This is a genomic window from Bacillus sp. 01N45, assembly GCF_056399205.1.
Window position 1 is genome coordinate 24576 of sequence record NZ_JBFTQW010000011.1, and the last position, 24128, is coordinate 48703.

General features: G+C 38.7%; 25 protein-coding genes and 1 pseudogene. 7 read left to right on the plus strand and 19 right to left on the minus strand.

The features are described from left to right. Window positions 1-131: 131 nt before the first annotated feature. From AC1DMU_RS22190 to AC1DMU_RS22205, 4 genes are all read right to left on the minus strand, one after another. Entirely contained in the window at window positions 132-758 is a 627-nt protein-coding gene (locus AC1DMU_RS22190; protein ID WP_000920109.1) for a 3D domain-containing protein, read from the minus strand. A gap of 86 nt (window positions 759-844) precedes the next feature. Next, window positions 845-1162, minus strand: a complete 318-nt coding sequence (locus AC1DMU_RS22195) for a YuiB family protein (protein ID WP_000027007.1) — start codon at window positions 1160-1162, stop codon at window positions 845-847. Further along, the gene (locus AC1DMU_RS22200) at window positions 1159-1665 is read right to left on the minus strand and encodes an NUDIX hydrolase (protein WP_000415296.1); all 507 of its coding nucleotides are present in this window, start codon (window positions 1663-1665) and stop codon (window positions 1159-1161) included. The genes AC1DMU_RS22195 and AC1DMU_RS22200 overlap by 4 nt, the downstream gene beginning before the upstream one ends. A 123-nt stretch (window positions 1666-1788) precedes the next feature. Continuing rightward, the gene (locus tag AC1DMU_RS22205; RefSeq protein WP_000856605.1) at window positions 1789-2997 is read right to left on the minus strand and encodes an NAD(P)/FAD-dependent oxidoreductase; all 1209 of its coding nucleotides are present in this window, start codon (window positions 2995-2997) and stop codon (window positions 1789-1791) included. A 462-nt stretch (window positions 2998-3459) separates the two neighbouring features. Here AC1DMU_RS22205 and AC1DMU_RS22210 point away from each other — a divergent pair, with 462 nt between their 5' ends. The 3 genes from AC1DMU_RS22210 to AC1DMU_RS22220 all read left to right on the plus strand — a co-directional run bounded on the left by AC1DMU_RS22210 (window position 3460) and on the right by AC1DMU_RS22220 (window position 6474). Further along, entirely contained in the window at window positions 3460-4449 is a 990-nt protein-coding gene (locus AC1DMU_RS22210) for an NAD(P)/FAD-dependent oxidoreductase (protein WP_048542263.1), read from the plus strand. Between the two features lie 125 nt (window positions 4450-4574). Further along, window positions 4575-5051, plus strand: a complete 477-nt coding sequence (locus AC1DMU_RS22215; protein ID WP_088064705.1) for a GyrI-like domain-containing protein — start codon at window positions 4575-4577, stop codon at window positions 5049-5051. Window positions 5052-5226: 175 nt separating this feature from the next. Then, on the plus strand, window positions 5227-6474 hold the full coding sequence (locus tag AC1DMU_RS22220; protein WP_046959971.1) for an MFS transporter: 1248 nt from the start codon (window positions 5227-5229) through the stop codon (window positions 6472-6474). 17 nt (window positions 6475-6491) lie between these two features. Here AC1DMU_RS22220 and AC1DMU_RS22225 read toward each other — a convergent pair whose 3' ends face one another. Further along, window positions 6492-7373 (minus strand): helix-turn-helix domain-containing protein, encoded by an 882-nt coding sequence (locus AC1DMU_RS22225; protein ID WP_088064706.1) that lies wholly within the window; start codon window positions 7371-7373, stop codon window positions 6492-6494. Window positions 7374-7450: 77 nt separating this feature from the next. Here AC1DMU_RS22225 and AC1DMU_RS22230 point away from each other — a divergent pair, with 77 nt between their 5' ends. Beyond that, a complete protein-coding gene (locus AC1DMU_RS22230) occupies window positions 7451-7912 on the plus strand; it encodes a 2-thiouracil desulfurase family protein (protein WP_088064707.1) in 462 nt (153 codons plus the stop codon). 28 nt (window positions 7913-7940) lie between these two features. Here the strand turns inward: AC1DMU_RS22230 and AC1DMU_RS22235 are convergent, their stop codons facing one another. Together AC1DMU_RS22235 and AC1DMU_RS22240 are read right to left on the minus strand one after the other, a co-directional pair. Then, a complete protein-coding gene (locus AC1DMU_RS22235) occupies window positions 7941-8294 on the minus strand; it encodes a YxeA family protein (RefSeq protein ID WP_088064708.1) in 354 nt (117 codons plus the stop codon). Between the two features lie 105 nt (window positions 8295-8399). Next, complete coding sequence (locus AC1DMU_RS22240) at window positions 8400-8504, minus strand: methyltransferase (protein ID WP_088064709.1); 105 nt, start codon at window positions 8502-8504, stop codon at window positions 8400-8402. A 170-nt stretch (window positions 8505-8674) separates the two neighbouring features. Between AC1DMU_RS22240 and AC1DMU_RS22245 the strand changes: the two genes are divergently transcribed. Then, entirely contained in the window at window positions 8675-9238 is a 564-nt protein-coding gene (locus tag AC1DMU_RS22245; RefSeq protein ID WP_088064710.1) for a GNAT family N-acetyltransferase, read from the plus strand. 146 nt (window positions 9239-9384) lie between these two features. On the opposite strand, the pseudogene AC1DMU_RS22250 reads toward AC1DMU_RS22245, so the two are convergent. The 7 genes and pseudogenes from AC1DMU_RS22250 to AC1DMU_RS22280 all read right to left on the minus strand — a co-directional run. Beyond that, window positions 9385-9477, minus strand: a pseudogene (locus AC1DMU_RS22250) (iron-sulfur cluster assembly accessory protein); the annotation flags it as partial. 318 nt (window positions 9478-9795) lie between these two features. Next, window positions 9796-10344 (minus strand): CopG family transcriptional regulator, encoded by a 549-nt coding sequence (locus AC1DMU_RS22255; protein ID WP_476941567.1) that lies wholly within the window; start codon window positions 10342-10344, stop codon window positions 9796-9798. A 122-nt stretch (window positions 10345-10466) separates the two neighbouring features. Continuing rightward, the gene (locus AC1DMU_RS22260) at window positions 10467-13775 is read right to left on the minus strand and encodes a phage tail tape measure protein (RefSeq protein ID WP_476941568.1); all 3309 of its coding nucleotides are present in this window, start codon (window positions 13773-13775) and stop codon (window positions 10467-10469) included. Between the two features lie 202 nt (window positions 13776-13977). Then, window positions 13978-14787 carry a hypothetical protein gene (locus AC1DMU_RS22265; protein ID WP_476941569.1) on the minus strand — a complete coding sequence of 270 codons (810 nt, stop codon included), beginning with the start codon at window positions 14785-14787 and terminating at the stop codon, window positions 13978-13980. Window position 14788: 1 nt separating this feature from the next. Next, complete coding sequence (locus AC1DMU_RS22270; RefSeq protein WP_476941570.1) at window positions 14789-15157, minus strand: hypothetical protein; 369 nt, start codon at window positions 15155-15157, stop codon at window positions 14789-14791. A gap of 97 nt (window positions 15158-15254) precedes the next feature. After that, on the minus strand, window positions 15255-15536 hold the full coding sequence (locus AC1DMU_RS22275) for a helix-turn-helix domain-containing protein (protein ID WP_476941571.1): 282 nt from the start codon (window positions 15534-15536) through the stop codon (window positions 15255-15257). Between the two features lie 265 nt (window positions 15537-15801). Next, a complete protein-coding gene (locus AC1DMU_RS22280) occupies window positions 15802-16776 on the minus strand; it encodes a hypothetical protein (RefSeq protein WP_476941572.1) in 975 nt (324 codons plus the stop codon). Between the two features lie 1317 nt (window positions 16777-18093). On the opposite strand from AC1DMU_RS22280, the gene AC1DMU_RS22285 reads away from it, so the two are divergent. Together AC1DMU_RS22285 and AC1DMU_RS22290 are read left to right on the plus strand one after the other, a co-directional pair. Then, a complete protein-coding gene (locus AC1DMU_RS22285; protein ID WP_476941573.1) occupies window positions 18094-18657 on the plus strand; it encodes a recombinase family protein in 564 nt (187 codons plus the stop codon). Between the two features lie 1512 nt (window positions 18658-20169). Next, a complete protein-coding gene (locus AC1DMU_RS22290) occupies window positions 20170-20736 on the plus strand; it encodes a hypothetical protein (RefSeq protein WP_476941574.1) in 567 nt (188 codons plus the stop codon). 79 nt (window positions 20737-20815) lie between these two features. Here the strand turns inward: AC1DMU_RS22290 and AC1DMU_RS22295 are convergent, their stop codons facing one another. The 5 genes from AC1DMU_RS22295 to AC1DMU_RS22315 all read right to left on the minus strand — a co-directional run bounded on the left by AC1DMU_RS22295 (window position 20816) and on the right by AC1DMU_RS22315 (window position 24110). Next, window positions 20816-21007, minus strand: a complete 192-nt coding sequence (locus AC1DMU_RS22295) for a hypothetical protein (RefSeq protein WP_042514527.1) — start codon at window positions 21005-21007, stop codon at window positions 20816-20818. Between the two features lie 39 nt (window positions 21008-21046). Then, on the minus strand, window positions 21047-21226 hold the full coding sequence (locus AC1DMU_RS22300; RefSeq protein ID WP_476941575.1) for a hypothetical protein: 180 nt from the start codon (window positions 21224-21226) through the stop codon (window positions 21047-21049). Next, complete coding sequence (locus tag AC1DMU_RS22305; protein WP_476941576.1) at window positions 21223-21909, minus strand: hypothetical protein; 687 nt, start codon at window positions 21907-21909, stop codon at window positions 21223-21225. The genes AC1DMU_RS22300 and AC1DMU_RS22305 overlap by 4 nt, the downstream gene beginning before the upstream one ends. 644 nt (window positions 21910-22553) lie before the next feature. Continuing rightward, window positions 22554-23579: a tyrosine-type recombinase/integrase gene (locus AC1DMU_RS22310; RefSeq protein WP_476941577.1), complete on the minus strand. Its 1026-nt coding sequence runs from the start codon at window positions 23577-23579 to the stop codon at window positions 22554-22556. Between the two features lie 177 nt (window positions 23580-23756). Continuing rightward, complete coding sequence (locus AC1DMU_RS22315; RefSeq protein ID WP_000573830.1) at window positions 23757-24110, minus strand: HesB/IscA family protein; 354 nt, start codon at window positions 24108-24110, stop codon at window positions 23757-23759. Between the last annotated feature and the right edge of the window lie 18 nt (window positions 24111-24128).

The window sequence follows — 24128 nt, forward strand, 5'->3', positions numbered from 1 at the left end:
ATTTCTCTACTCTGCCTTTATTATAACTTTATTTTCGATAAAATGCGACAATTCTAACTTCTGTTACATCCTATATAATCCATATTTCTTCTATTTATAAAATAAAAAAGTCTAGCGTAATTACCACTAGACTATCTTTGTTTTAAATATTGACCACGAAACACTTGCATCGTTTCGTCTTGATTTAACATCGTTAACTCTTCTTCTGAAAACTTACCATTTCCAACTTTCACTACATACACATTCACTTTTTTCTTACCCCATTGGCTATAAACATCTTTCACCGTATCATAATACAGATCAAGACGGTTTCCTTTTATTGCACCGCCCTTATCAGCTACTACACCGTACCCATAACCTGGTACGAATAGAATCGTTCCAATTGGGAATACGCGTAAGTCCGCAGCGATTGTGGAATATAAATCCCTTTTCACCTTAACTCCTGAATATGTAATACCATACTCCGGATGTCCCGGTCTCTTACCAGTTGACTCAATTCCCGACGTATAACCTGTTGCAGTCATTTCAATTGAACGATATTTAGACCAGTCGTTTGCCTGCTCTAAAGCATTTATCACTTCTTTACTCGGAGCAACATTTCTCTTAACTTCTGCTGCATGTACTTCTTTTGCACTCGTTCCCTCATATTTCTTTACAATCTCTAATAAAGAAACTCCTGTGAAAGCATTCCATGTTACGCATAATGCGGATACAAGTAAACAAGTCATCATAATGCGAATACAATATCGTTTTAACATTTTTATATTCCACACTCCTTCATCGTTAATCATTCCCTATACGATGAAGGAATATGCAAAAAAATAATCCCCAAATGAATTGGAGATTAAAACATTTGATATCCGCTTTTCCGAAGTTTCTTAATGACAATTCCGGCTAAAGCAGCACCTACTAATCCAGTAGATAGAATAAACACATCTGCCTGCCCTAAATGCGATACACTTGTCCCAAATGAAGAGAATGTTTCTTTCGGCTTTGAAAAATAATCCCACACACTCGCCTTATTAATAATAAGTATACAAACAATCGGATACACAATAACCATTACCCATGTCGCTCGCAATATCATGTTGAGTAAAAATCCAATTCCAAAAAACAAAATAAAAAATAACATCATTGAAATAAGTAGTACTGGTATACTCACTCTTTCTCCCTCTCCTTCGCATGCGCCGTAAATACATGATAGGCTGTATAACCAAATTGCTCTCCTGGATCTAATGTTTTGTTCATCTCAAGATGTAGTTCTGATCTTCCTTCAAACAAATATTTGATAAGTAGAGACGTATTTGGATCGTCCGCAATCGTATCTGGATGTAAAAATGCTACTTCAGACAATTCCTTCTCCTGTACAATAATGTTTTCTCCTTCAGGCTCCAAAAGGAAAATAATCATATTATCACTAATCTCATTGCGAATCACGCCCGATCGAACACCAATGATCCCCTTCACATGAGCGACGATACCTGTCTCTTCTAACACTTCACGTTTCACAGCTTCATCAACCGTCTCACCTTCATTTACAAAACCAGCCGGCAAAGACCATTTCCCCTTTAATCCACTATATTTTTTCTTAACGAACAGCCACCTGCCATCTTTTGTAGCTACTAAGCCACCAACAGCTAGCCATACTTTCCCTCGCTTCTCCATGATGTAATACCCTCCTCTATCAGAACGGACAGAATATTCTTTCTTTTTTATATATTATACTATATTTTTTAAATGAAAAAAGCAGAAACAGCTCTTAGCCGTTTCTGCTTTTTCTACTATATATTAAAAGAACTTTAATTTACCTTTTTTAAGAACTAATAAAGGTCCACCTAATAAGAATAGGTAACGGTTATCGATAACTTTCTTCATGAAGGAAGCTTTCCAACCTGTTAACTTTTTGCCCATAACAACGCCCATTGCATCGTCATGACCTAAAGAACATACAGATCCTTTATTGTCGAATGCGAATTTTTTCATTTCGCCTTTACCACGAACTAACACAGTTAAGTTGTGTGCAATGTTGTAACCTTCTTGAATTGCGATTTGTGCCGTTGGTGGGTATGGACGATTAATTTCTTCGTTAATGATTAACGCTGCGTCACCAACCATAAATACATCTTCGTATCCTGGAGCGTGCATGTACTCATCAACTTTTACACGTCCGCGCATTGCTTCAAAGCCAGACTCTTCTACAATACCGTTACCACGAACACCCGCAGCCCAAACTACTGTTTCAGACTTAATTAATTCAGTATCATCGCCGTTTGCAACGATAATACCTTCTTCAGTTGCTTCTTTAATTGCTGTACCGATGCGGAATTCTACACCTTTTTTCTCAAGTTGTTTTACAGCGTATTCTACTAATGCCGGATCGAAACCTGGAAGTGCTGTCGGAGCAGCTTCTACACAGATAATACGTGCTTTTTCACGTGGTACATTGTACTCTTTGCAAAGTTCAGGAACACGGTTTGCAAGCTCACCTACGTACTCGATACCAGTAAATCCAGCACCACCAACAACGATTGTTACTAACTCATCGCGCTTTTCAGTTGCATATTTAGCGAAACTAGCTTCCATATGCTCACGAATTTCACGAGTTGCATTAATGTTAGCAATTGAGAATGCATGCTCTTTTAATCCTGTAATTCCGAATGTTTCTGATTCGAAACCAAGACCGATTACTAAATAGTCATACTCTAGCTCGCCGTCTTTTAAGATGATGCGTTTTTCAGCAGCTTTAATTTCTACTACTGTGTCTTGTACAAAGTTCACTTTATTTGTATCAATAACGTCTTGAATATCTAGACAGATTTTTTCATCTTGTAATGTACCAGCTGCGCTCTCATGTAACCAAGTCGCTTGGTAGTGATAGCTGTTGTTGTTTACTAACGTAATTTCAGCTTCATTTACAGATAATGCTTTTTGCAGACGAACAGTCGTAATCATCCCGCCATAACCTGCACCTAAAACTACGATTTTTGGAGTCTTCACCAAATCACAACCCTTTTCTTTATATAATAGTAATGAAAAATAATACCAAGTACTAAAAACTATATTTGTCAAGAATGTGGAATTTATCACATTCTATATCATAACAAAACGCAGTCAAAAAATCGTACGAATTTTGTCATAGAAATTTAACATAATACTTCCCTATATTAGTCGGTTTTATTCCAGAATTCAAGCGTCTGGAGAATTATCAATATTTTAAAATAACATAGCGTTTTCAAGGGTTTTTCAGCCTTTTTTTCATGTATTTTCCTTTCACCATATTTTATACAATTAAAAAAGCATCTATGCGAAAACTTACACACAATTCAGTCGTTTTCAGAAGTATTATGAACTCAAATATGCTATCATTTATTTGAAAGTGTCATCATTTGCAGGATTTTCGTGTACATATGAACAATATATGAAATCAATATCAAAATTCCATCTATAGGGGGAATGAAAGTGGCAGAAAATCAAAAAGTTTACGACATAACGATTATTGGTGGTGGTCCAACAGGGCTGTTCACAGCATTTTATGGCGGTATGAGACAAGCAAGTGTAAAAATCATTGAAAGCTTACCTCAACTTGGAGGACAATTATCCGCACTCTACCCTGAAAAATACATTTATGATGTAGCTGGATTTCCAAAAGTGCGCGCACAAGAACTAGTTGATAACTTAAAAGAGCAAATGAAGAAATTTGATCCAACCGTTTGTTTAGAAGAAGCTGTTGATACGCTTGAGAAACAAGCTGACGGTATATTTAAACTTGTTACGAATAAGCAAACTCACTATTCTAAATCAGTTATTATTACTGCTGGCAATGGTGCTTTCCAACCACGCCGCTTAGAATTAGAAGGTACAGCAAAGTATGAAAAGAAAAACTTACATTATTTCGTTGATGATATGAATAAATTTGCTGGTAAGCGCGTCGTAGTATTTGGCGGCGGCGACTCAGCTGTTGATTGGACAATGATGTTAGAGCCGATCGCTGAAAAAGTTACAATCGTTCATCGCCGTGATAAGTTCCGTGCACATGAACATAGCGTAGAAAGCTTAATGAATTCTCGTGCAGAAGTAAGCACACCGTACATACCAGTAGAACTCATTGGTGATGACAACATTGAACAAGTCGTTCTTCAGCATATAAAAACGGAAGAAAAAATTATCATCGATGTGGATGATGTCATCGTAAACTACGGCTTCGTTTCCTCTCTTGGCCCAATTAAAAATTGGGGCTTAGATATACAAAAAAACAGCATTCTCGTGAATTCGAAAATGGAAACAAATATTCCTGGCATTTACGCTGCTGGTGACATTTGTACATATGAAGGAAAAGTAAAACTCATTGCTTGCGGCTTCGGTGAAGCACCAACAGCAGTAAACAATGCAAAAGCTTACTTCGATCCAAACGCAAAACTTCAACCGATGCACAGCTCTAGTATGTTTTAATATAGAAATGAAAAGAGCTCCTTTTATGCGAAGGAGTTCTTTTGTTATTGTGCTACCGTATCCTTCCAAAATATGTTACAATCAATAAGAACAAACGTTCTTATCAATAAGGGGGATATTTTAAAATGAAAGAACCTATTATCGTAAAAAAAGAAGCTTTCCAAGCAATCGGTATTTCGATTACGACGACAAATGAAATAGAGGCATCTACTGAAGGAAAAATTCCAGGGCTTTGGAACCAATACTTCCAAGAACAAATGATGCATCACATCCCAAATCAACAAACGAAAGAAACATTCGCGTTCTACTCAAATTATGAATCAGATGAAACTGGTACATATCAATTTACGATCGGTATGCCCGTTTCTTCATTAGAAGACGCACCTGAAAATATGACAACTTTAACAATACCTGCTGCTACGTATGCGGTATTTACAACGAGAAAGGGGCCAGTTGCTGAAGTCGTTTGTGAGGCTTGGGAATATATTTGGCAATGGTCAAAAGAAAACAAACGTGCTTTTACAACAGACTTTGAGCTTTATGATGAAAAAGCAACAGATCCAACCAACGTACAATTGGATATTTATATTGCATTAGCCTGAACGACAAAAAAGAAGATACCATTTGGTATCTTCTTTTTTGTCGTTAAATAGCCACTGTGCAAACCCAACATTATTGTCTACAATGAGAAAGTGCAGTATAGAAATATTAGAAACTGTATAAAACGATTGTTAATAGGTTTTTCAGTTTAAATTTGTCACATAGAAAGGAAGCAATATGGAGGAACTACAACAAAATAAATCTGCTTTAAAAGAAAATGCGAAACCGTTATTAAAAAATACGAATTTCCTTTTTCTTTGGGCAGCTACTCTTTTTTCAAGTTTTGCTTTAGCCTTTTTTACTTTTTCACAAACGTGGTACATAGCAAAAACATTAAACCTTGAGGCTTCACTCGGTGTTGTTTTCGTAGCTCTTAGTGTTCCAAGGCTTATTTTTATGATTATCGGCGGTGCTGTAGCTGATAAATTCCCGAAAAAAAACATTATGTTTTATTCTAATATTATTCGTGCTATTCTCGTCGCAACCATCCTTACATGGTTCATCGTAGGTGATGTAACACTATATACATTTGCTTTATTCGCTTTATTCTTTGGGCTTGCTGATGCTTTTTTCTGGTCAGCTGATGGATCTATCTTGCCTGAACTTGTAGAAAAAAGCCGTTTAACACAAGCAAACTCACTTACACAAATGTCAAATCAAGCATCGGTCATCTTAGGCCCTGTACTTGGCGGAATTCTTATCAAATTTACGAACTATGAAACGATCTTTTCGATCACGATTTTATTACTAATCGTTGCAGCCATACTCGTTCAAAAAATACAATTTACGATGCCAGAACAGCAAAATACAGACAAAGGCATGTTCACTTCTATTAAAGAAGGAATCTTATATGTAAAGGAATCACCATTCCTTTCAACCTTCCTTATTTGTAGTGCCTTTTTAAACTTATTTTTAATCGGTCCAATGCAAGTCGGTTTCCCGCTTTTCGTTAAAAATGTTCTGCACGGTGACTCGCTTCAGTTTAGTTACTTAGAAGCATCTGTAGGAGGCGGAATGGCGATAGGCGCTGTCATTGTCGGTTTAAAAAATATTAATCGTAGACGCGGTCTATTTTGCATTATCATGATGCTACTATCTGGTGTATTCTTCTTATCCATCAACTTTAGCACCGTACTGTGGCAAGCATTATTAGCTGGCATGTTTTACGGTATTACAATTGCAATGGCTATCGTTCCGCTTATGGCGATGATTCAATCGACAGTAAAAGAAGAAATGATGGGACGCGTAATGAGTTTACTTATGCTCTCATCAATGGGCTTTATCCCGCTTTCTTATGCATTCACATCAATCGCACTTGCAATAGGAATTCCAATCGTAACCGTTATGAAAAGCGGTGCAATCGCCGTTATCGTCTTCGTACTATTTGTAGCGATTCGTGTTCCAGTTGTAAGAAAGTTTGATTAACTACTTGGAGTCATGTGTTATACGCATGGCTCTTTTTTAAACGGATCAAATAACGGTATCCCCTTACTTCTTCTCACGGCTGCTCCCCATTCTAATCCAATTTCTAAAAATAAATCCCGCACTGTACTATATAAAAGAGCCTTCACATTTTTACGGATTTCCCCGTATTTATACGCTCTCACAACACTCTTTACTCGCCAAATGAAATTTCCATACACTTCTTCATCAGCTAATATTTGCTCCAGTAAAACACCTTGCTCTAGTAACCCGCTCTTTTTATATGCAAGTTCCACCTTACTCCAAAATATATTAATCTTTTTCGGATTACGCGTCATTGGCACAAGTGCGTATATAAAAGGCTTCGGTATATCATGACGGCAATACGTCTCATCAAGTTCGTACGTTTCTTTTCTATTCTCTTTTATTTGTGGAATGTTTTTAGAAAAAATTGTTTCCCCTTCACTTTTTTGCTCATTTTTACTACAGCCATCTACACGATCCTCACTTTCACATGCGGACAGTTTCATACGGTCATCCATGCGGTCAATTGCAGATGTAAGAAATACATATAAGTTCGCACTATATCCGCCGCGCTTATGTCTTTCTTTTGTCGCAACACGCTTTATAATTCCTAGTTCCTCTAACTTTGCAATTGAACGGCGTACTGTACGAATGCTCTTTCCAACTTTCGTAGCAATCGTCTCCATTAACGGACAAGCAACTCCCACTGTTTTTTGTTTCTCATTCACCGCATACTTCCCTAAAAAATGAATGATGGTTGTATCCGTTTTATTTAATTCAAATCGATAGCACTTCAAAACTTGTTTTTGATATGTATTAAACTCTTCTTTACTTCGAAATTCACTATATGGTTTCATTAAATTATATAAGCTTCCCATTTTTATCACCTCATTTATAGGTAAGAGTCAGGAAGAAAAATTGGCGGGATATTTTAAATTTTTTTGGAGGTGACAATATGATCGTAATTAGCGCTTGTTTAGGTGGTATCGCTTGTCGGTATGATGGAAATGACAATCTCGTTTCAAAAATAGAGGAGCTACTGCAACAAGAAGATACAGTCCTCATTTGTCCTGAAGTATTAGGAGGATTACCAACGCCTCGTCCTTCAGCTGAAATTATTGGGGGGAATGGCGATGACGTTTTAGATGGAAAAGCAAAAGTGGTGACAAAAGACGGTGAAGATGTCACAGCAGCTTTCGTGAGCGGTGCTTATAAAGCTCTAGAACAAATGAAAGGTTTACACCCAGAATATATTATTTTGAAAGAACGCAGTCCATCTTGTGGTAGTTCTACGATTTACACTGGAGAATTTAACGGGAATAAACAAACTGGTTACGGGGTAACAACTGCTTTATTCAAAAGACATGGATTTAAAGTCATTTCAGAAGAGGATTTTGAGAATATAAAAAGGAATTGACCCTATTCGTCAATTCCTTTTTTCTGTCTTATTTCACGCCTAGTTTTTCTTTCACTTTCGCAGGAAGCTCATCTTTCTTTACTTCTTCCCAAGCTGTTACACCTTTTTTATCTGAGTGATATACACGTAAGAATGCATCTTTACGTAAGTTTTTTTGTGCAGTAAATTCTAATTCTTTCTCTTTACCTTCTTTATCAAATCCAGTTAACTTATATTCGTAATTTTTATACGGCTCACCATTATCAGATTTACCATTATACTCTTTTCCATCTACTGTAATTTGAACATAATACTCATCTTTACCCATACGATTTAAATCACAACCAACTAATAGGCTTGCAAATACAACTAAAATGCTAAAAAGTGCAATATATCTTTTCATTTCCTTCACCTCATGTGTTTTTCTTATATTGTTATCTTAAAGCCTAAGCTTTAAAGAAGAAATTCAAAAACATGACATGAACATTACACTTTTGTAAGATAATAATTATTTCTTCACTTTAGAAACCGTCATCCCATCACCAATTGGAATGAGTACGGATTCTAAACTTGGATGAGTTGCTATTACTTCATTAAAATTCTTCATACACATAAACCAACCTCTAATTATGCAAAAGACAACAATCGTAAGAAAATAGATGAAAAATAATAATTCCTTACTCAACCAACTAGCAGTTTCGTTTTCAATATGTGAAAAGGGATTTCTAAATGATGAATTGAATATATATTTATTGTTTTCTAGCTTTTGAGGGGAGAAATAATATGAATCCTATTTTATTGGATGTTCCGTTACAAATAGAAACAGACAGACTCATTCTTCGAGCTCCACTTCAAGCTGGTGAAGGGGATATAGTACACGAAGCTATTAAAGATTCCATTAGTGAATTAAAGCAATGGCTGCTTTTATTCCAGTCAATTCCTACTGTTGAAGAAACGGAAATTCTCCTGAGAAATGCGCATTTAGATTTTTTGAAAAGAGAAAGCTTTCGCTATCTTATCTACCATAAGGAGACGAATGATTTTATTGGAACGGCTAGCCTTCACGCAATTGATTGGAAGGTTTCTAAATGTGCAATTGGATACTGGATTAATACGCAATTTGGTGGCAATGGATATATGACAGAAGTAGTAAGTGCGTTAATAAACCTTGGATTTCAGTTATTCAAATTTAGAAGGATTGAAATACGATGCGAACGTAATAACACGAAAAGTCGTACAATCCCTGAAAAACTAGGTTTTGAACTTGAAGGGATATTACGTAATGAAGATCTTTCAGCTGACGGTAAACAACTAATTGATACTTGCATCTATGCAAAGATAAATTAGATTGTAAAATTCGTTGTGCAACATATCTTAAGATCGGTTTCTAAATTGGGAAGGCGACGTTTTTGATTTTTTGCGACAAAAGAAAAGACCTCCTTAACGATTTTCCTCCATCGCTAAAAAGGTCTTTTTCTATTTCTGCTAAAAGCTTAGCACTCTTCTGGCTTACCAGCATTCGTCGCCGTACGGAAAGATGATCCACATCCGCATGATGCGATTGCGTTTGGATTATCAATTGTGAATTATACGGTCAGTTTGCGCTAGACTAAAACGCAGTAATATCAGCATTCAAACCGTTTTACCACGGTTGTTTTCGTTCAATAAGGTTGTGTACATCACACATTCTTAACGATGTACATCGTTACCTACATTCTACCCAAACTTTTCCGTAGATACAAGCATTATTTTCCATTATATATTCGGTTACATTCCGCAATTAGCCACCCTACTACCTACGAAATAAAAGATAATCGTCTTAAAATCGCGATCTCAGCGCACCTTCCCGCGTTTATAACCGAAAAAAAGACGTAGATACAAAATCCACGTCCCTCTCGCCACTACTACGCCTTATATTTCTCAAAGAACTCACGAAGCGCAATCTCTATAATATCATCACGATTGATTCGAAGCACATCTTCGAAGGTACCTAATTGCGAACATGTCTCCTTATCGAGATTCACCGTCCTGCTAACCTTTTCTTTCGATCCACTTTCCCTAATAAGCATATACAACGAATGAATTGGATTTGTATTCTTCTGCGGATCACTAGATTTCGAAACCTTTTCTTTTTGTTGCAAGATTGTATTAACGACATTTTGAGTCATATCCCATCCGTTAATTATCTCCCGTAGCACGTTCACTTCATTTTCCGTCAAGGCATCGTTCGTAGTTTCCGATCGCGCATTATCAGTATCTCCTATAAAGTCTTTGATATCCGCTTCCAAAGGTGGCTCGCCCTTAGATATATAGTGCCAACCTACCCTACGATTATATTGGTAACCAGCCGCTTTCATGGCTTTGGATAACTTCTTTTGACTTATTCCAATTTCTTTTGCTACTATTGATATTCTATTTTCTTTCAACATCTCTAATAACTCTTTTATATTCATAGTTGCTTCCCCCTTCTATGCCTCTCTTTCTATTATAATGTTTCGCAAATTGCGAAATAAATATAAATGCATATTTACATATAAAAAAAGAAAGGCGAGAATCCTCCCGCCAATCTTCGTTACTATATACCGCGTGCGCGATCTTTCGTACGCTCCATTGTCTTTAACTCTTTCGCAACCTTCTCGACGTCTGCTTCTTCTCTGACATGTAATTCGGCAATGTTAAAGTTATTGACGATTTGTCTTCCACCAGATCCGCCGCCTTCATTAACCTTCGCCAATTGCGCAGCAGTAGCAGTATTGAACGTCCGAACCATATTAAATAGGTTCTTTTGTTGCGCTTGCGTTAACACCATTTCATCATCACGCAGTCGAACATCAACTTCGTCAAACTTCGCCTGGTTTGGTTGTCGCTGGCCCCTCGGTGTTCCGCCGTTATGATATTTCGGCCTACCCACGATATTCCCCAGCGTTCCGCCGTTGTGCCGCTTCTCGGAACCACCACCGAAGGCGCTCGTCACTGTACGTTTAACCGACTCATAGATGTTAACGAATACGCTCTTTGTTTCCGATTTCTGTGCCTCTCGTTTAACTTTGTCGAGTTCTTCCTTTGCTTGCGATGCGTCCATTTGTAACGGCTTCGTTACTTCTTTTTTACCTTTTTGATCAGTTTTATCGATTTCAGAATTCGCATGACTGTTATCGCCCTTTGTCTTCTTCGTGTTTTCTTTCTTCGCCTTGTTGTCGGTTTTATCGATTTCGGAATTCACATGACTGTTATCACCCTTCGTCTTCTTTGTGTTTTCCTTCTGCGCTTTCTTGTCGGTTTTATCGATTTCCCCGTTAACATGCGAGTTATCACCTTTTGTTTTCTTCGTATTTTCTTTCTTTGCTTTTGCGTCTGTCTTATCAATTTCAGCATTTACATGACTGTTATCGCCGTTTGTCTTCTTTGTCGCAGGTTTTTCGGACTTTTCGTGAAGTTCGTCCGCCTTTTTCTTCTCTTCGTCTAGATTCGTCTTTACTTTCTTATCGGCAGGTTTTTCTAAACCGTCGTTCATATCCTCGATAACTTCTAGCGTATCTTCGAAGCCTTGCTTGTACATGTCTTGATTAGATTTAGCGTTGTTTATTGCGTCTTTTGCTTCGTTTAACTTATCAACGTTTTTCGAAGCTGCGTCTAATGTCTTTTGTTGCTCGTCAGTTAATCCGCCCGCCGCCTCTTTTTGTGCTTCGAGTTCTTTTACGACGTTCTGTTCCGCATTTAATTTCTCTTGAATCGCCGATACTGCATCTTTTGTCGCAGCTTGTAAACCAACCGATGCTAGTTGCTCTTGTACAATTAGATCCGTAGTTCTTTCGCTCATTTGTAACTTTTGTTGCGCAGAATTTAAATGACCTCTTAATTCTGTACCTGCTGCCTTGTTTGCGGCCAATTCAGCATTAGCATTCATTAACGTATTTCTGCGATTGTCTAAAAGTTTCGCCGTGTTCTCGATCCCTTTTTCATCTCCGCGATTGATAGCGTCTTGATGCTGCTTGCGCATACTATCGTAACGAGATTGTGCTTCGGCTTGTGCCTTTTCTAGATTCCCACGCTCTTTCAGCGACTCTTGATAGTTCTTCGATGCCTCGACCATGTCTTCTAGATCTTTTTTCTGATTAATCATAAGTTGCGTTTGTTGCAACTCTAATTCGATACGTTGCATTTCCTTGTATGATTCAGATAGTTTTCGTGCTTCATCCGCAGTTTTGACGATAGCATTTCCTTTACTATCGAATGCAGTCGCCGTTGCAGGTGCTTTTGCGATAATCTCGGAATTTACGGATAAATACTCGTTCATTTCCTCTTTAGTTACGCCCGCTTTTTGCCCTAACTGCTCGTACTCTTCAATCATTTTTTGTTTACTGTCGCCCTCTTCGGCTTTTGCGATCTCGTTTTGTAAGTCTTTATATCGCAATAATTCATCGGTACTTAGTTTAATCTTGCCTTTTAACTCATCGTATCTATTAGCAAGATTATTCATCGTATCCGCTTGTTCTCCCAATGATTTATAGGTGTCCAGCGATACCTCTTTGTACTCACGTGTAGATCCAGACGCCTTCATTAACACTGTTGTCAATGCTCCGACTGCTAACGATACGCCCGCAATCCATGCCGTAGCAGGATTTGTTAATAACGTAGCACTTAGTAATCTGACTGCTCCAATAACCTTTGACATGTTGTTAGCAACTAATATTGCGCCCGATGCAAAGGCCGCTGCCGCAAGTCCACCAGCTAAGAACGCAGGATCTAATTGTGCTAAACTTCCGATTAATGTTGCCGCTCCATGTGCTACCGAAGTGAACGCAGGTAGCAACGCTTGTCCCAGATTAATCGCTAAACCTTCAGCCGCTGACGTGACCTGATTCCATGCGCCCAGTAACGTATTTTGCATTGTTTCCGCTACTCGCTGCGCAGTTCCGCCCGATTCTTCCAGTGATTTTTTATATGCGTCCAGTGCTGGTTGTCCTTGCGCTAGTAATGCCAGGAAACCTGCTGACGCTTCGGTCCCGACTAGCTGGGCCGCAGTTACGGTCTTTTGTGTTTCTGTCATTCCTTCCATTTTCGAACTGATATGACCGATCAATTCTGGTAATGGCTTGAACTGTCCGTTTGCGTCTGTTACTGAAATTCCTAACTTTTCGAACGCCTTTTCCGTTTGTCCTGTCGGATTCGCCAGCGATAACAGTGCCGCACGTAGTGACGTACCTGCTTGCGATCCTTGAATACCTGCGTCGGACATCTTCGCCACGGCCGTTGCTGCATCGGTGATATCCCAGCCCAACGCGTTTGCTACTGGCGCAACATATTTCATCGCCATTCCCAGTTGATTCATGTCTGTATTCGCAGTCGTGAATGTTTTCGCTAATACATCCGTTGCGAATCCTGTGTCCTTCGCTGATAGTCCGAACCCTGTCATGATGTTCGATGCGATATCGGCTGCGGTTCCTAAATCTAACGCGCCAGCGGCCGCCAGGTTTAAAACGGATGGAATTGCGTCCATACTATCTTGCGCCTTGAATCCTGCTAACGACAGGAAGGCCAAACCGTCCGCAGCTTGTGAGGCGCTGAATTGTGTTGTCGCACCTAAGTCCTTCGCCGTTGCTTCCAGTTGTTTGAATTCCGAATCTGTCGCACCAGAAATCGCCTTTACCTTCGCCATTGATTGTTCGAAATTGGCCGCAGCTTTAACGGAAGCACCTACGGAAGCTACTACGGCGACTCCTGCTGCTGCCGATGCTATGTTCAACATCGACATACCTTTCGCTGCGCTTTGTGCCCCTTTGTCCATTTGCTTCATTTGTTGTTGTGCTTGCTGCATTCCCTGTCGGAACTGCGTATTATCTAGCGTTAGCCGTGCTCTTACTTCACCCGCATTTGCTGACATTTCCGATCCTCTCCCTTTTGATTTATGTACAACACAAAAAGACGCTACCCGTAGTTGGATAGCGCCGTTACTTATTTCATTATTTAGTTATGCTTTATCTGATTTCGTTAGTTGATCGATATTGTATGTCATTTCGTCTCCCTCCAATAAACAGAATAGGCATGGCGGTTTCATCCCGCTCCGTTACGCTTGTTACTTCGTCTTACTCACTGAATATGTCGTGACCGAATCGTCTATGATGTTCGATTTTCTTTTCTACGAATTCGACTGTTTCCATTTGTTCTTCGAAGTATTTTGCGGGTTGGTTTACGTATTGCCCCGCTACATGGCCAATATTATCAGTAATCGCCGTTTGTGTTTGACCTACTGCGAACGAACCTTTTCGCATGTCATCAATTCGATTTAACTGCGCTTTGATCTCGTCAAAGTTCTCAACTTGTGATGCCTTCGCTAGTTTATTAGACATTGCTAGCAGTTGTGGGCGAATGTGTTCAAGGTTATGGCCCTTGCCTACTAATTCTGCTAGCTGGCCCGTTAAATAGTCTTGTAATTCTAGCGACGTCTTTCCGTTCTTGCTCGCTATGTTTACCATTTTATCTAGGTATTGCATAGATAATTTTGCATCGGCTGATAATAACACCTTTGTTTTTAAATCTTTAATTTCCGCATCATATAAAATACGATCGCTTTCCGCTAGATCTTCGAATTCTGGCGTTAACTTCGCGCGTACTTGCTTTTCAGCCTCGTTTAATAATGCATCGTACTTCTCACGGCGATCTTTCATTTCAATCATTAACGTATATTCAGCGACTTTCTTCACGCGCTCTTTCTTCGCTAACTTGCCCTGAAACGTTAGATTTGCATCACGGTCGATTTTGCTTGTTACTTCGTATAGTCCGCCGTCTCCTCGCAACATTTCCACCATAAAACTAGATGTTCCGCCCTTGATTTCCATTGCCTCCGCGAATAACTCGTCGATTGTTTTTTGATTTTCTACTGTTGTGTTTTCCATTTTAAAATTCCCCCGTTAGTTTATTTTTGATTCCATTTAAGAAATCTGTTACCTTATTTAAAATCTTTATCAAGATAACTTCCCACCTGGCTTGGCTTTTAACGTACACTTTATCGCCTTCTACGTGATAAAGATCACTAAGCGCAGATAATACGATCGGATCTGTAATGGCTTGCGTGGTCTCCACGGTGTCGCCTTCTGGTCGTAATTCGCATAGTATGTCTGGCTTAGCTAGCATTTGTGTATAAACAAGATCTCCGCTAGTCCATACGTCAAATGTAGTTTCACGATCGCAGTTAACGTACACTACCTCACGTAACTTATGCGCGATATCTTCGGGTTGATAGATTGGTGTGATTGTCTGCGCCAATAACTGTCCATTTTCATATAGAAGAGTTACAAGATAATCGTACTTATTTTCTATTCGATGGATATTTGCAACTACCAACGGCTTCGATATTTCGACTTTATTCATTGCGCACACCCTCCCTCAATTTATAGTCTTTTCTTATTCGTTGTTTGATAGATTCGCCGACAGTTTCCAGGCCACTATTGAAAGTTTGCAGTAAAAACAAGTTGTGCTTTCCGATAGTTTCCGTGATTCTTGTCGCCACTTCGTACGGTATTTCCCGCTCGCCGCTGATATATCTTGATAACGCTGCTTGCGAAATCCCGATTTTTTCAGCAAAATCATATTGCGTTAATGCTGAAAGTTTTAGCATCAATGATAGAATGCTTGATGTGATCACATGTATTACTTCCTTTCTTGTCGGGATATTTCATCCCGTTTGATCAAATAAAAAGATCGGTTAGGCGGCTGGTAGTACCGCCTAGATATGTAGATATGAAGACATCACAAGCGTTGTGCTAGATTATGCAAATTATGAAGGGATCTGATCAAAGATAATGTATATAGGAAAGCTATATAACTTATCTTCCTCATTACATATGTACGGCTAGCACCTATGCAATTTCCGCGTTTCCTAAATTTTTTAGTTTTTCACGATTTACCGCTTATTTGACGCCTGTTTTTTCTAGATTCGCCGTGATCTGGTCGAATAGTTTCGTAATTCCACACTCATACGGATTATTTAGTACACCGCGATTGCAAACGCGTGGGTTGATAATATAGTTTCGGCCAGCTACGTCCGTGTAGACGCTACTCACCGATAATATTGCGCCTGCATTCATTAACTTTGTCATGATGTTTCTAAATGTCTTATATGCGACGCCTAGTTTTTCCGCTAGTTCCCGTCCGTTTAGCGGCTTCACTTTTTTCGGATCGAATTCTTGCGGATTTTCACATAATACGAATGTATCTTTATGAGCATATTTCATTAACTTGAATACGGCGCCCGCTTCTCGATGGCTTAATCGGTTTAATAGTTTCTTAGCTTCGACCCTATATATCTTTACGAAGTTCTTAAACGCACCTTCGCCCGCCTTTATTATTGATTCTTCTATATAAAATAGTGTCGGTCGCGCCGTACTGTCTCGACATAAGGCACCGATCTTTTCTAGTTCCGTGATTGTTTTATACGTTGCTTTTCGGCTTCGCAACTTTCCGTTATTGCCTAGCGCTTTTTGTATGTCCTTTACGGATAAAGGCATTTCTGGCGCATAGCGTTTATTCCCGCTTTCATCTTCTGATGTATGTTCACGCTTTGCGATAAGTAGGCCGCCTTTATTCGTGACAAGAAATTGCGTTAAATTAAACAAGGCACCAATATCCGCCAGGGATATCGCATCATAACGCCCGCCGTCGTCCGCATTGCTCATACAAAACTGGCGGCGATCTTCTCTTCTTGCGTCTTTTTCAGCGATCTTTCTTCGCATTGTTTCCGTTTCCTCTTCGCTTCTGATCCGTTGTGTACTTGCTATGTCCATAGCGCTCATTATTGCATCGGGATGCTCTAACATGATCCGCTTTCTTTCTTCTATCGTTGCATTTCTTAGTTGGTGGCTGATTTCGTTGAATGTATTCGGCATATTCGTTCTCTCCTCAATGGATGCGGATGTAAACTTGTCCCTTAATTGACTACACTAAGCGCGAAAATGTCCCTTAATTGACTACACTATTTTTTGTTTACATCCCTTGTGGCTCTAAGGATAAACCTTAATTTCAAGCCTAAAGTCTTCTGTATTCTGTGTGGGTTCTTTTTCTTTTGGACGCATGAACTACAATGCTTACCAACCGCCCTATTGGTCGGCGTCATTATTCCATCTATGCGTTATCTCTTTAAAGGATTAAACGCAGAAATAGTTGATGGTGATAGCCGTGGCGATCACTCGGAAGCGCCAGCGACGATATATTCCACAAAAACATAGGCGCCTCGCTTTACGAAATCGGGTTCGTAGCTTTACCGTCTGGTTTATAGAATGTAATGCGAATTTTTTTGCGAAGTAATTACACCTTGAGTTCAAAAATGATGTGCGCTATTTTTATACGCTTGCTGCGGCGGGTTTGCCTGGTGGCCTGGGGGGAACGGCCGAATTTTCGATTTGGGTTTCGTGGTGACTTGATTTCGTACGATTAATTCGATTGGCTGCGAGAACGGCAACGCAAAAATAACGATTCTCTTTTGCACTTCGAACTTTTAACGCTGAAATTAACAACGAAATAAGTCAAACGAAATCATTTACGATTAAACAAACGAATAAAAGATTTAATTACGATTTGATTAATGTTTCTATTAATAGAAAGAAATCGCAACAAACTTCGATCTCGAATGACTTCACGAACAAAAGAAGAACGATTCAATTACAATTCAATTCGATAATATAAATTAATAAGAAGAAAGAAGAACGGACAAAGAAAGATGCGCAACACCTCACGCCAACAAACGCCAGGACTTATTGCAGCAGCTTATCATGTCGTACCATATCGTATAGTGCTGCGATGTATGCGTGTAGTCTGTCGTAGTACGTTATCATAAGAAAGCGCAGCAGACTCAATGTGATCTGTTAGAAACGTTTATATATAAATTAATTACCGCAGTATATACGAATGTGTGGTGGCCTCCTACGTGCTTATGTAATGACCTATGATAAAACGAGATATATCGCTAGGTAGTGCCGCCCTGGTTGCGTAGGCATATAACTACTTGGTATTCAAATATGTACGGATATGGTACGGCCTATTCATATATCAATGTGATCTGTGAGAAAATAAATATGTATTCTTTTCTTTCAAGTATTGAACACACTTTTACAACGTGATAAGATAAGCGTACGAGACGTATTCAAAACATGTATTCTTTAATGAGTGCGCAATGAATACAATAAATAGAAAAGGAAGATAGCATTATGACAGTTTATGGATACGCACGTGTTAGCACAGTAGGCCAGAAGTTAGAAGTTCAAGAAGAGGCGTTACATAATGCAGGATGCGAGTATATTTATTCCGAGAAATTCACAGGGACAACGAAGGAAAGACCGCAGTTTATCGAATTAATGGAGAAAATAGGCGAAGGTGATACGCTTGTAATAACGAAGCTGGATCGTTTTGCAAGATCGACAAAAGATGCGATCGAACTTGTAACGGAACTATATGAACGTGGTGTGATCGTTAACGTGTTAAATCTAGGCATTATCGATAGAAGTACCGCAGCAGGTAAATTAATGTTTAACGTATTCGCTGCGTTTGCGGAATTCGAACGGGATATGATTGTAGAGCGTACACAAGAAGGAAAGGCCGCAGCTAGACAAAGGCCAGATTTCCGCGAAGGACGTCCGACAATAGCAAAGGCGCAAATTGATACGGCTATGATGTTATTGAAAGATAACTCTATTCGGAAAGTGGCACAGATGACAGGCTTGTCAGTATCGACAATACAACGTTATAAGAAGAAAAGAGAGGCAGCGCAGTAAGTGACGTTGTCTTTTTTCGTTTCTCTTAGACTTCTAAAGGCCATAGTTTTTGCGCATTCCGCATAATTTAATTTTATTTATTTTGATTATAGCTGCTGCACCCCCTGGTTTTTGAGATCGGTCTTTCTCTCGCCCTTTCCAGCTAATATAAAGGCGAAAACTCAACGTTAATCTAACGTAATCCATGCGAAAATTATTCTCTAAATTGTAAACGAGGGTAAACAAATTTACGCCAATTCGCGTATGTCTAACACTTAGAGCCGCAAGGGATTCGTCGTTTCATCGATAAAATTACATGAGTTTACATCAATACTTACATTCCATTTATACGATATAGTTTGTAAATAAAAAAGGAGTTGCGATATATCCAACGTATGAGAGCGCTGGAACACAACTCCATAGCCTATGCAGAATTTCCACAACCACATAGACCGCTTCCGTTAGACGTACAAACGCTATTAGAAGTGTTAGAAGACTATTATATCATTTCACACGCTTTAAAGCATAGTAAGTCATGATCGCTTTAGATTTATCCCTAATAGTTTCAAAATAAAACACAAGATATATGTATAGAAAATAACTTTTGGAATCTATAACCAAGATAGGTTATAATACAAATATACGAAAAAAGCCCGTCGTATTGGTAGTACGACAAGCTTCGTAAGGTGGTGAATACATATGGATGCAATCACCGTTACTGCGGTTTGCTCTTTACTCATGGTTGTTATGGGAATGATTAACATGAGCAAAGGAAAGAAGTAATATTTTTATCTAAAGTCTTTCAGTGTTGGTAGCACTTGAGAGACTTTTTTCTTTATATAGTATTCCACATCTAATGTAGAATATTACTTATGAACCTGTAGTTTGCTAATTAGGTATGCAAAGTCTTCATTTTGAGAACATTTAGCTCATTGTTGCCCCTTAGGCAACATACAGATAAAAAAAATAATCTAACAGGTTAACTTTAAGTGAACTCATGTATCCCCGAAAGCGACTTTCATCCCCCGCCATCAGGATCATTATGCTAACTTTTTTATCATAGTGGATACTTTTAGTATCCTTATAGCAATATTATAACTTAACTCAGAGTCAAGTTACAAGCGAGTTAAGCTAAAAAATTCGCTTCAAGCGAACTCTGCCCCCTTCGTTCGTCAATCTTATGCGGCTGGTGATATGTAACATAGTGTATAACGATGAGAGTACGCTTATTTGTTCAATTTTGTTAAGTATGAGTGCACGTCTTAGTACCGTTTGTATATTGTATCGTTGATCTGTCCGAATAAGGTCGCACTGTATCAGCTATCAGTGTCCGTTTTAATTCTCCCAAAATGTGAGGAACGTTCGGACGTCAGATATAAGATGTACTTAGCGTCTTTCCTCTATCGATGGACATGTCGGCATGCCATACACCCTTATACACAAAAAAGAACATGCGTTTGCAATTATTACTTTTCCTATATATACCTTATGTGGTAGGATTATATAATAAAAACATGTGGAGGAGTGTATTAAATGTTATTAGAATTTAAAAACTTTACTATCGACGTAATAGACTATGTAGAAGAGAGAGATGATTTAGGTAGCCTTTATATTACAGATTCAAAAGTAAATAAAGATGATTTTACAAATTTCCTATCCTTTTACAATGATCATCTTGATAACTATTTCTCGATTGAATTCGCTGGTAAATCATTTGATGGTCGTTTCGGCCAGTTGGTTTATGAACAAGCTGCGGACACTTATAATCTCCGTCTTGTATTTGTCGAATCATCACTTGATGAAAATAATAAATTTGATAAGAAATCATTTACAAGTATGGCTGTAGTAAAACACCAAGTAGAATATATTAATTTAATTAAAAATACTATTCGTCATGATTTAATCTTATCTAACTTATCAAAAGCATTACGAGACAAAGGCCTATTTAGTGAAGCAGAGTTAGATTCGATTTTCAACCCACAGTTAAACGAGTTAGATAAAGGAAAAAGTTCACTATATTCTAAAGTTGAAAATCTAGAAGACTACCTTAAAGAGACTTATAACACTTTAAGTGAGTTAAAACAGGAACTAGTGTATTAAAAAAGAGTAGCTTGCTCTGATTAATTTTCCGAAAAACATAAGGAAGATGAGTAGAGGCCGCCAATTTAGGTTGCCTCACTTATCTTTCACTCTTCTTACGTCGCCTACGTTCTGTTAGAATCGCTGCACCTATCGCAGTAGATATCAATAAGAATAGTACGGCGATAATGTCAACAACTAGACTATTAAATTTATACGAGATTCCTACGAAAATTAAAGCTACCGTCAAAACCGCTATCATGATTAGAGTTACTTTATCTTCGTTCATAATTACCCCACTTTCATTCGCATATTAAATTCGTTAACCCGATCAATCGCGAGTATCTTTACCTCTTCTTCTCGATATGATGTCGGTTAAACACGCCAAGCCTACCGAAAGTCCAAACGCCACGCCGATAGCTGCTACGTATAAATTACCGAACGCCTTTGCTGCCGTCATAAAGACGAATGCGAATATAATTAAATACATCTCTTTACGTTTGTTTCTCACGCTATATCCTCCCTTCTGACGCTCCTTTTACGCAGTCTCTCCTTAAAGCTTCTTATCGTATTTCTAGCGGAATCAAATGATCGACCCGTCTTTTTCGATAGTGCCCTAGAGATTTCAGCCTCCGTGGCCTTATCGTAATTCTCCGCCGTATGTATCATCGCATCTAACACAATAAAATCTATTTCCTTCACGCATATATTTTTGTATAAACTTGCGTTAGTCTCTTTGTTAGTTATTACGTTATAGATCGCTTTTCCTTCTGTATTATCTATACAACCCTCTAACGTTTCCAATGCGTTAATATCTCCGACCAGCCTTAAAGCGTCCCGTTTCTTTCCCCTATTACCGCAGTATTGACGAACACTTTGATTCAGTAGTGCCTGAACCCTCTTATCGAAATTCCCCTTATTTATATCAAACGTTCGGATCGCATACCTGATCTTTCGAAAACAGTCCTCTATGAAATGTACCTCGTTGTTCATTTTGTACCAGTTATCTTTGACCAACCTTTCAATGATCGTTATGTAATGTGCGTTAATCATCGCTACATATTTATTATTATTGCATATTCCAGTGTAACAATTCCTCACTTCTTTTTCCGCTAATAACGCTATTCTGTTTAATGTTGCGTTTATGTCTTCGCCTTTATTGGCGTATTGTCTTATATTAAGTCGTCTTTCCATGCGTAAGTCCTCCACCTCTTGCCGCGCCCTTGTCATCCTCCGATATTCAATCCACTCTGTTAGTGGCGTTTAATACCGAATCTATACTATTGACAATTGGTGACGCACTTACTAGCAGAATGGAACGATAACAGGAAATAGGCGCGGAGTTCGTTCCCTACTCGCAGTAAAAGCGAATAGAGAATCGGATCAAACTAGCGTCATGTCACGCATAACGAGGTTTCTAGTACTTGCCGTTCCTGTCCGTGTACTTTCGTACTCAACGACTTTCTACATACAAGTTTGCCCCTGTATGCGATATCTTTCGTTGATTCCTGCGATCGTAATCGCAACAAACACCACCCTAGCCGATTATGTGCGCTACCCACTAGACCTATACACGTAAGGGAACGGAATTACGTTAATTGTATAGCGCTAGTGGTTGCGGCGGTCTAGCTACCCTTTTACGTTTTTATAGCGGTACGGCTTCCGCTTTTTGACTTACCGCATCAGTACCTAAAAAAGACATTACTAAAGACGCCTTGCAATCTTCGAATTTTTTCGATAGAATGCAAAGTAGATGGTCGGACTGATACGGCTTGTCCGTTATTTAGTTTCGATGTTTGTAGTTTTTAGTCCTCAATGGCGGTTGAGGGCTTTTTTCATTATCTTGTTCTTCTTAATTTTGTTAGTGGTGAATACTCATCATGACTTTTTCGCATCTCTTCAACGTCCATTTGGATATAACGACGCATTGTACGAATATCTGACCAGCCACCAATCTTTTGTAATGTGAACGCATCACAACCATTTAAAATCATATTCTTAGCCCACGTATGACGATAGACATGCGCGGTCACTTTCTTATCTTTAATACCCGCTTTCTCTGCGTAATACTTTAGGCGCTTATTAAAGTGATTTGCACCTAATGGCTCGCCATAACTGGATAAAAATATCCTATCTGTTTTAAAATGCGCTCGATTCTCGTTTATAAGCTGCAATAATAATTTAGTCACATGAGTAGAAACAGGTACTAAACGAGGCTTTCTATTTTTACTTTTATCGGATTGAATCGTAATAAAGCGGGTTTGAAAATCAATATCCGCTGCACGTAACCCCATTAACTCCTGTATGCGTAGCCCCGAATCTAGTAAAACATTTATTCCTACAAAATCTCGAAACCCTACGAAATCTCGCAAGTTAGGCTGCCGCAATATTCCCTTTACTTCTTCATCGGTAAATGAATTTGTTAAATCGATATCCTGTCGCAGTAGCTTAATCTTTTCTATCGGATTGACTTCGATTAATTCTTCTCTATATAAATGATTAAGTAATGCACGTAATGTACGAATATTAATGTTTATCGTCGTATCGCATAAACCAATCCCTTGTTTGTCAGAGTCAATAAATTTATGCCCTTCATAACGCTTCTTATCGTATTTCATGTAGTTAATATAGTTACGAAACGTTTCTGTCGTTAATTCGTCGATATATTTAACCTCATAATTATCGTGCAACCAATCGGTAAAATATCCCCACATCTTCATATAGTCCCTTAATGTTCTATCTCGACAACCTTCCGCACGCTTTCCTGAAATAACAATATCCAGCGCTTGCTCTAAAGTTAATTGCGGATACTTTTTCCCTGCGTTCACTATTTTTGTAATACGCTTCTTCCTTTTTAACGGCAAAATAAAAGACCTCCTTAACGATTCGATTTCATCGCTAAGAAGGCCGTCTTCCACAACCGTATATTGAACGTTTTCGGGTCGTTTATCTACCCAAAGATACTTAAATTCCTGCGGTCTAAACCGTATAATCCGCAACCCTTCGACTCAGTTTCCGCTTAGACTAACAAAGCTAAAACCTTAGCACTCTTCTGGCTTACCAGCATTCGTCGCTGTACGGAAAGATGATCCACATCCGCATGATGCGATTGCGTTTGGATTATCAATTGTGAATCCACCGCCAAGCATAGATTGTTTATAATCAATTTTTACTCCTTTAACAATTGGAGCACTTTCTGTATCGATAACAAATTCAACACCGAAAAATTCAAGAACTGTGTCGTCTTCTTTTGGTTCTACTTCAAATCCTAAGCCGTAAGAAAGGCCAGTACATCCGCCGCCATGTACAGCAAGGCGCACGTACTTCTCTCCATCTTCAGCATCTTTTAACATATCTTTAATTTGAAAAGCTGCTTGTTCTGTTACTTCAATCATGAAATACACCATCCTTTC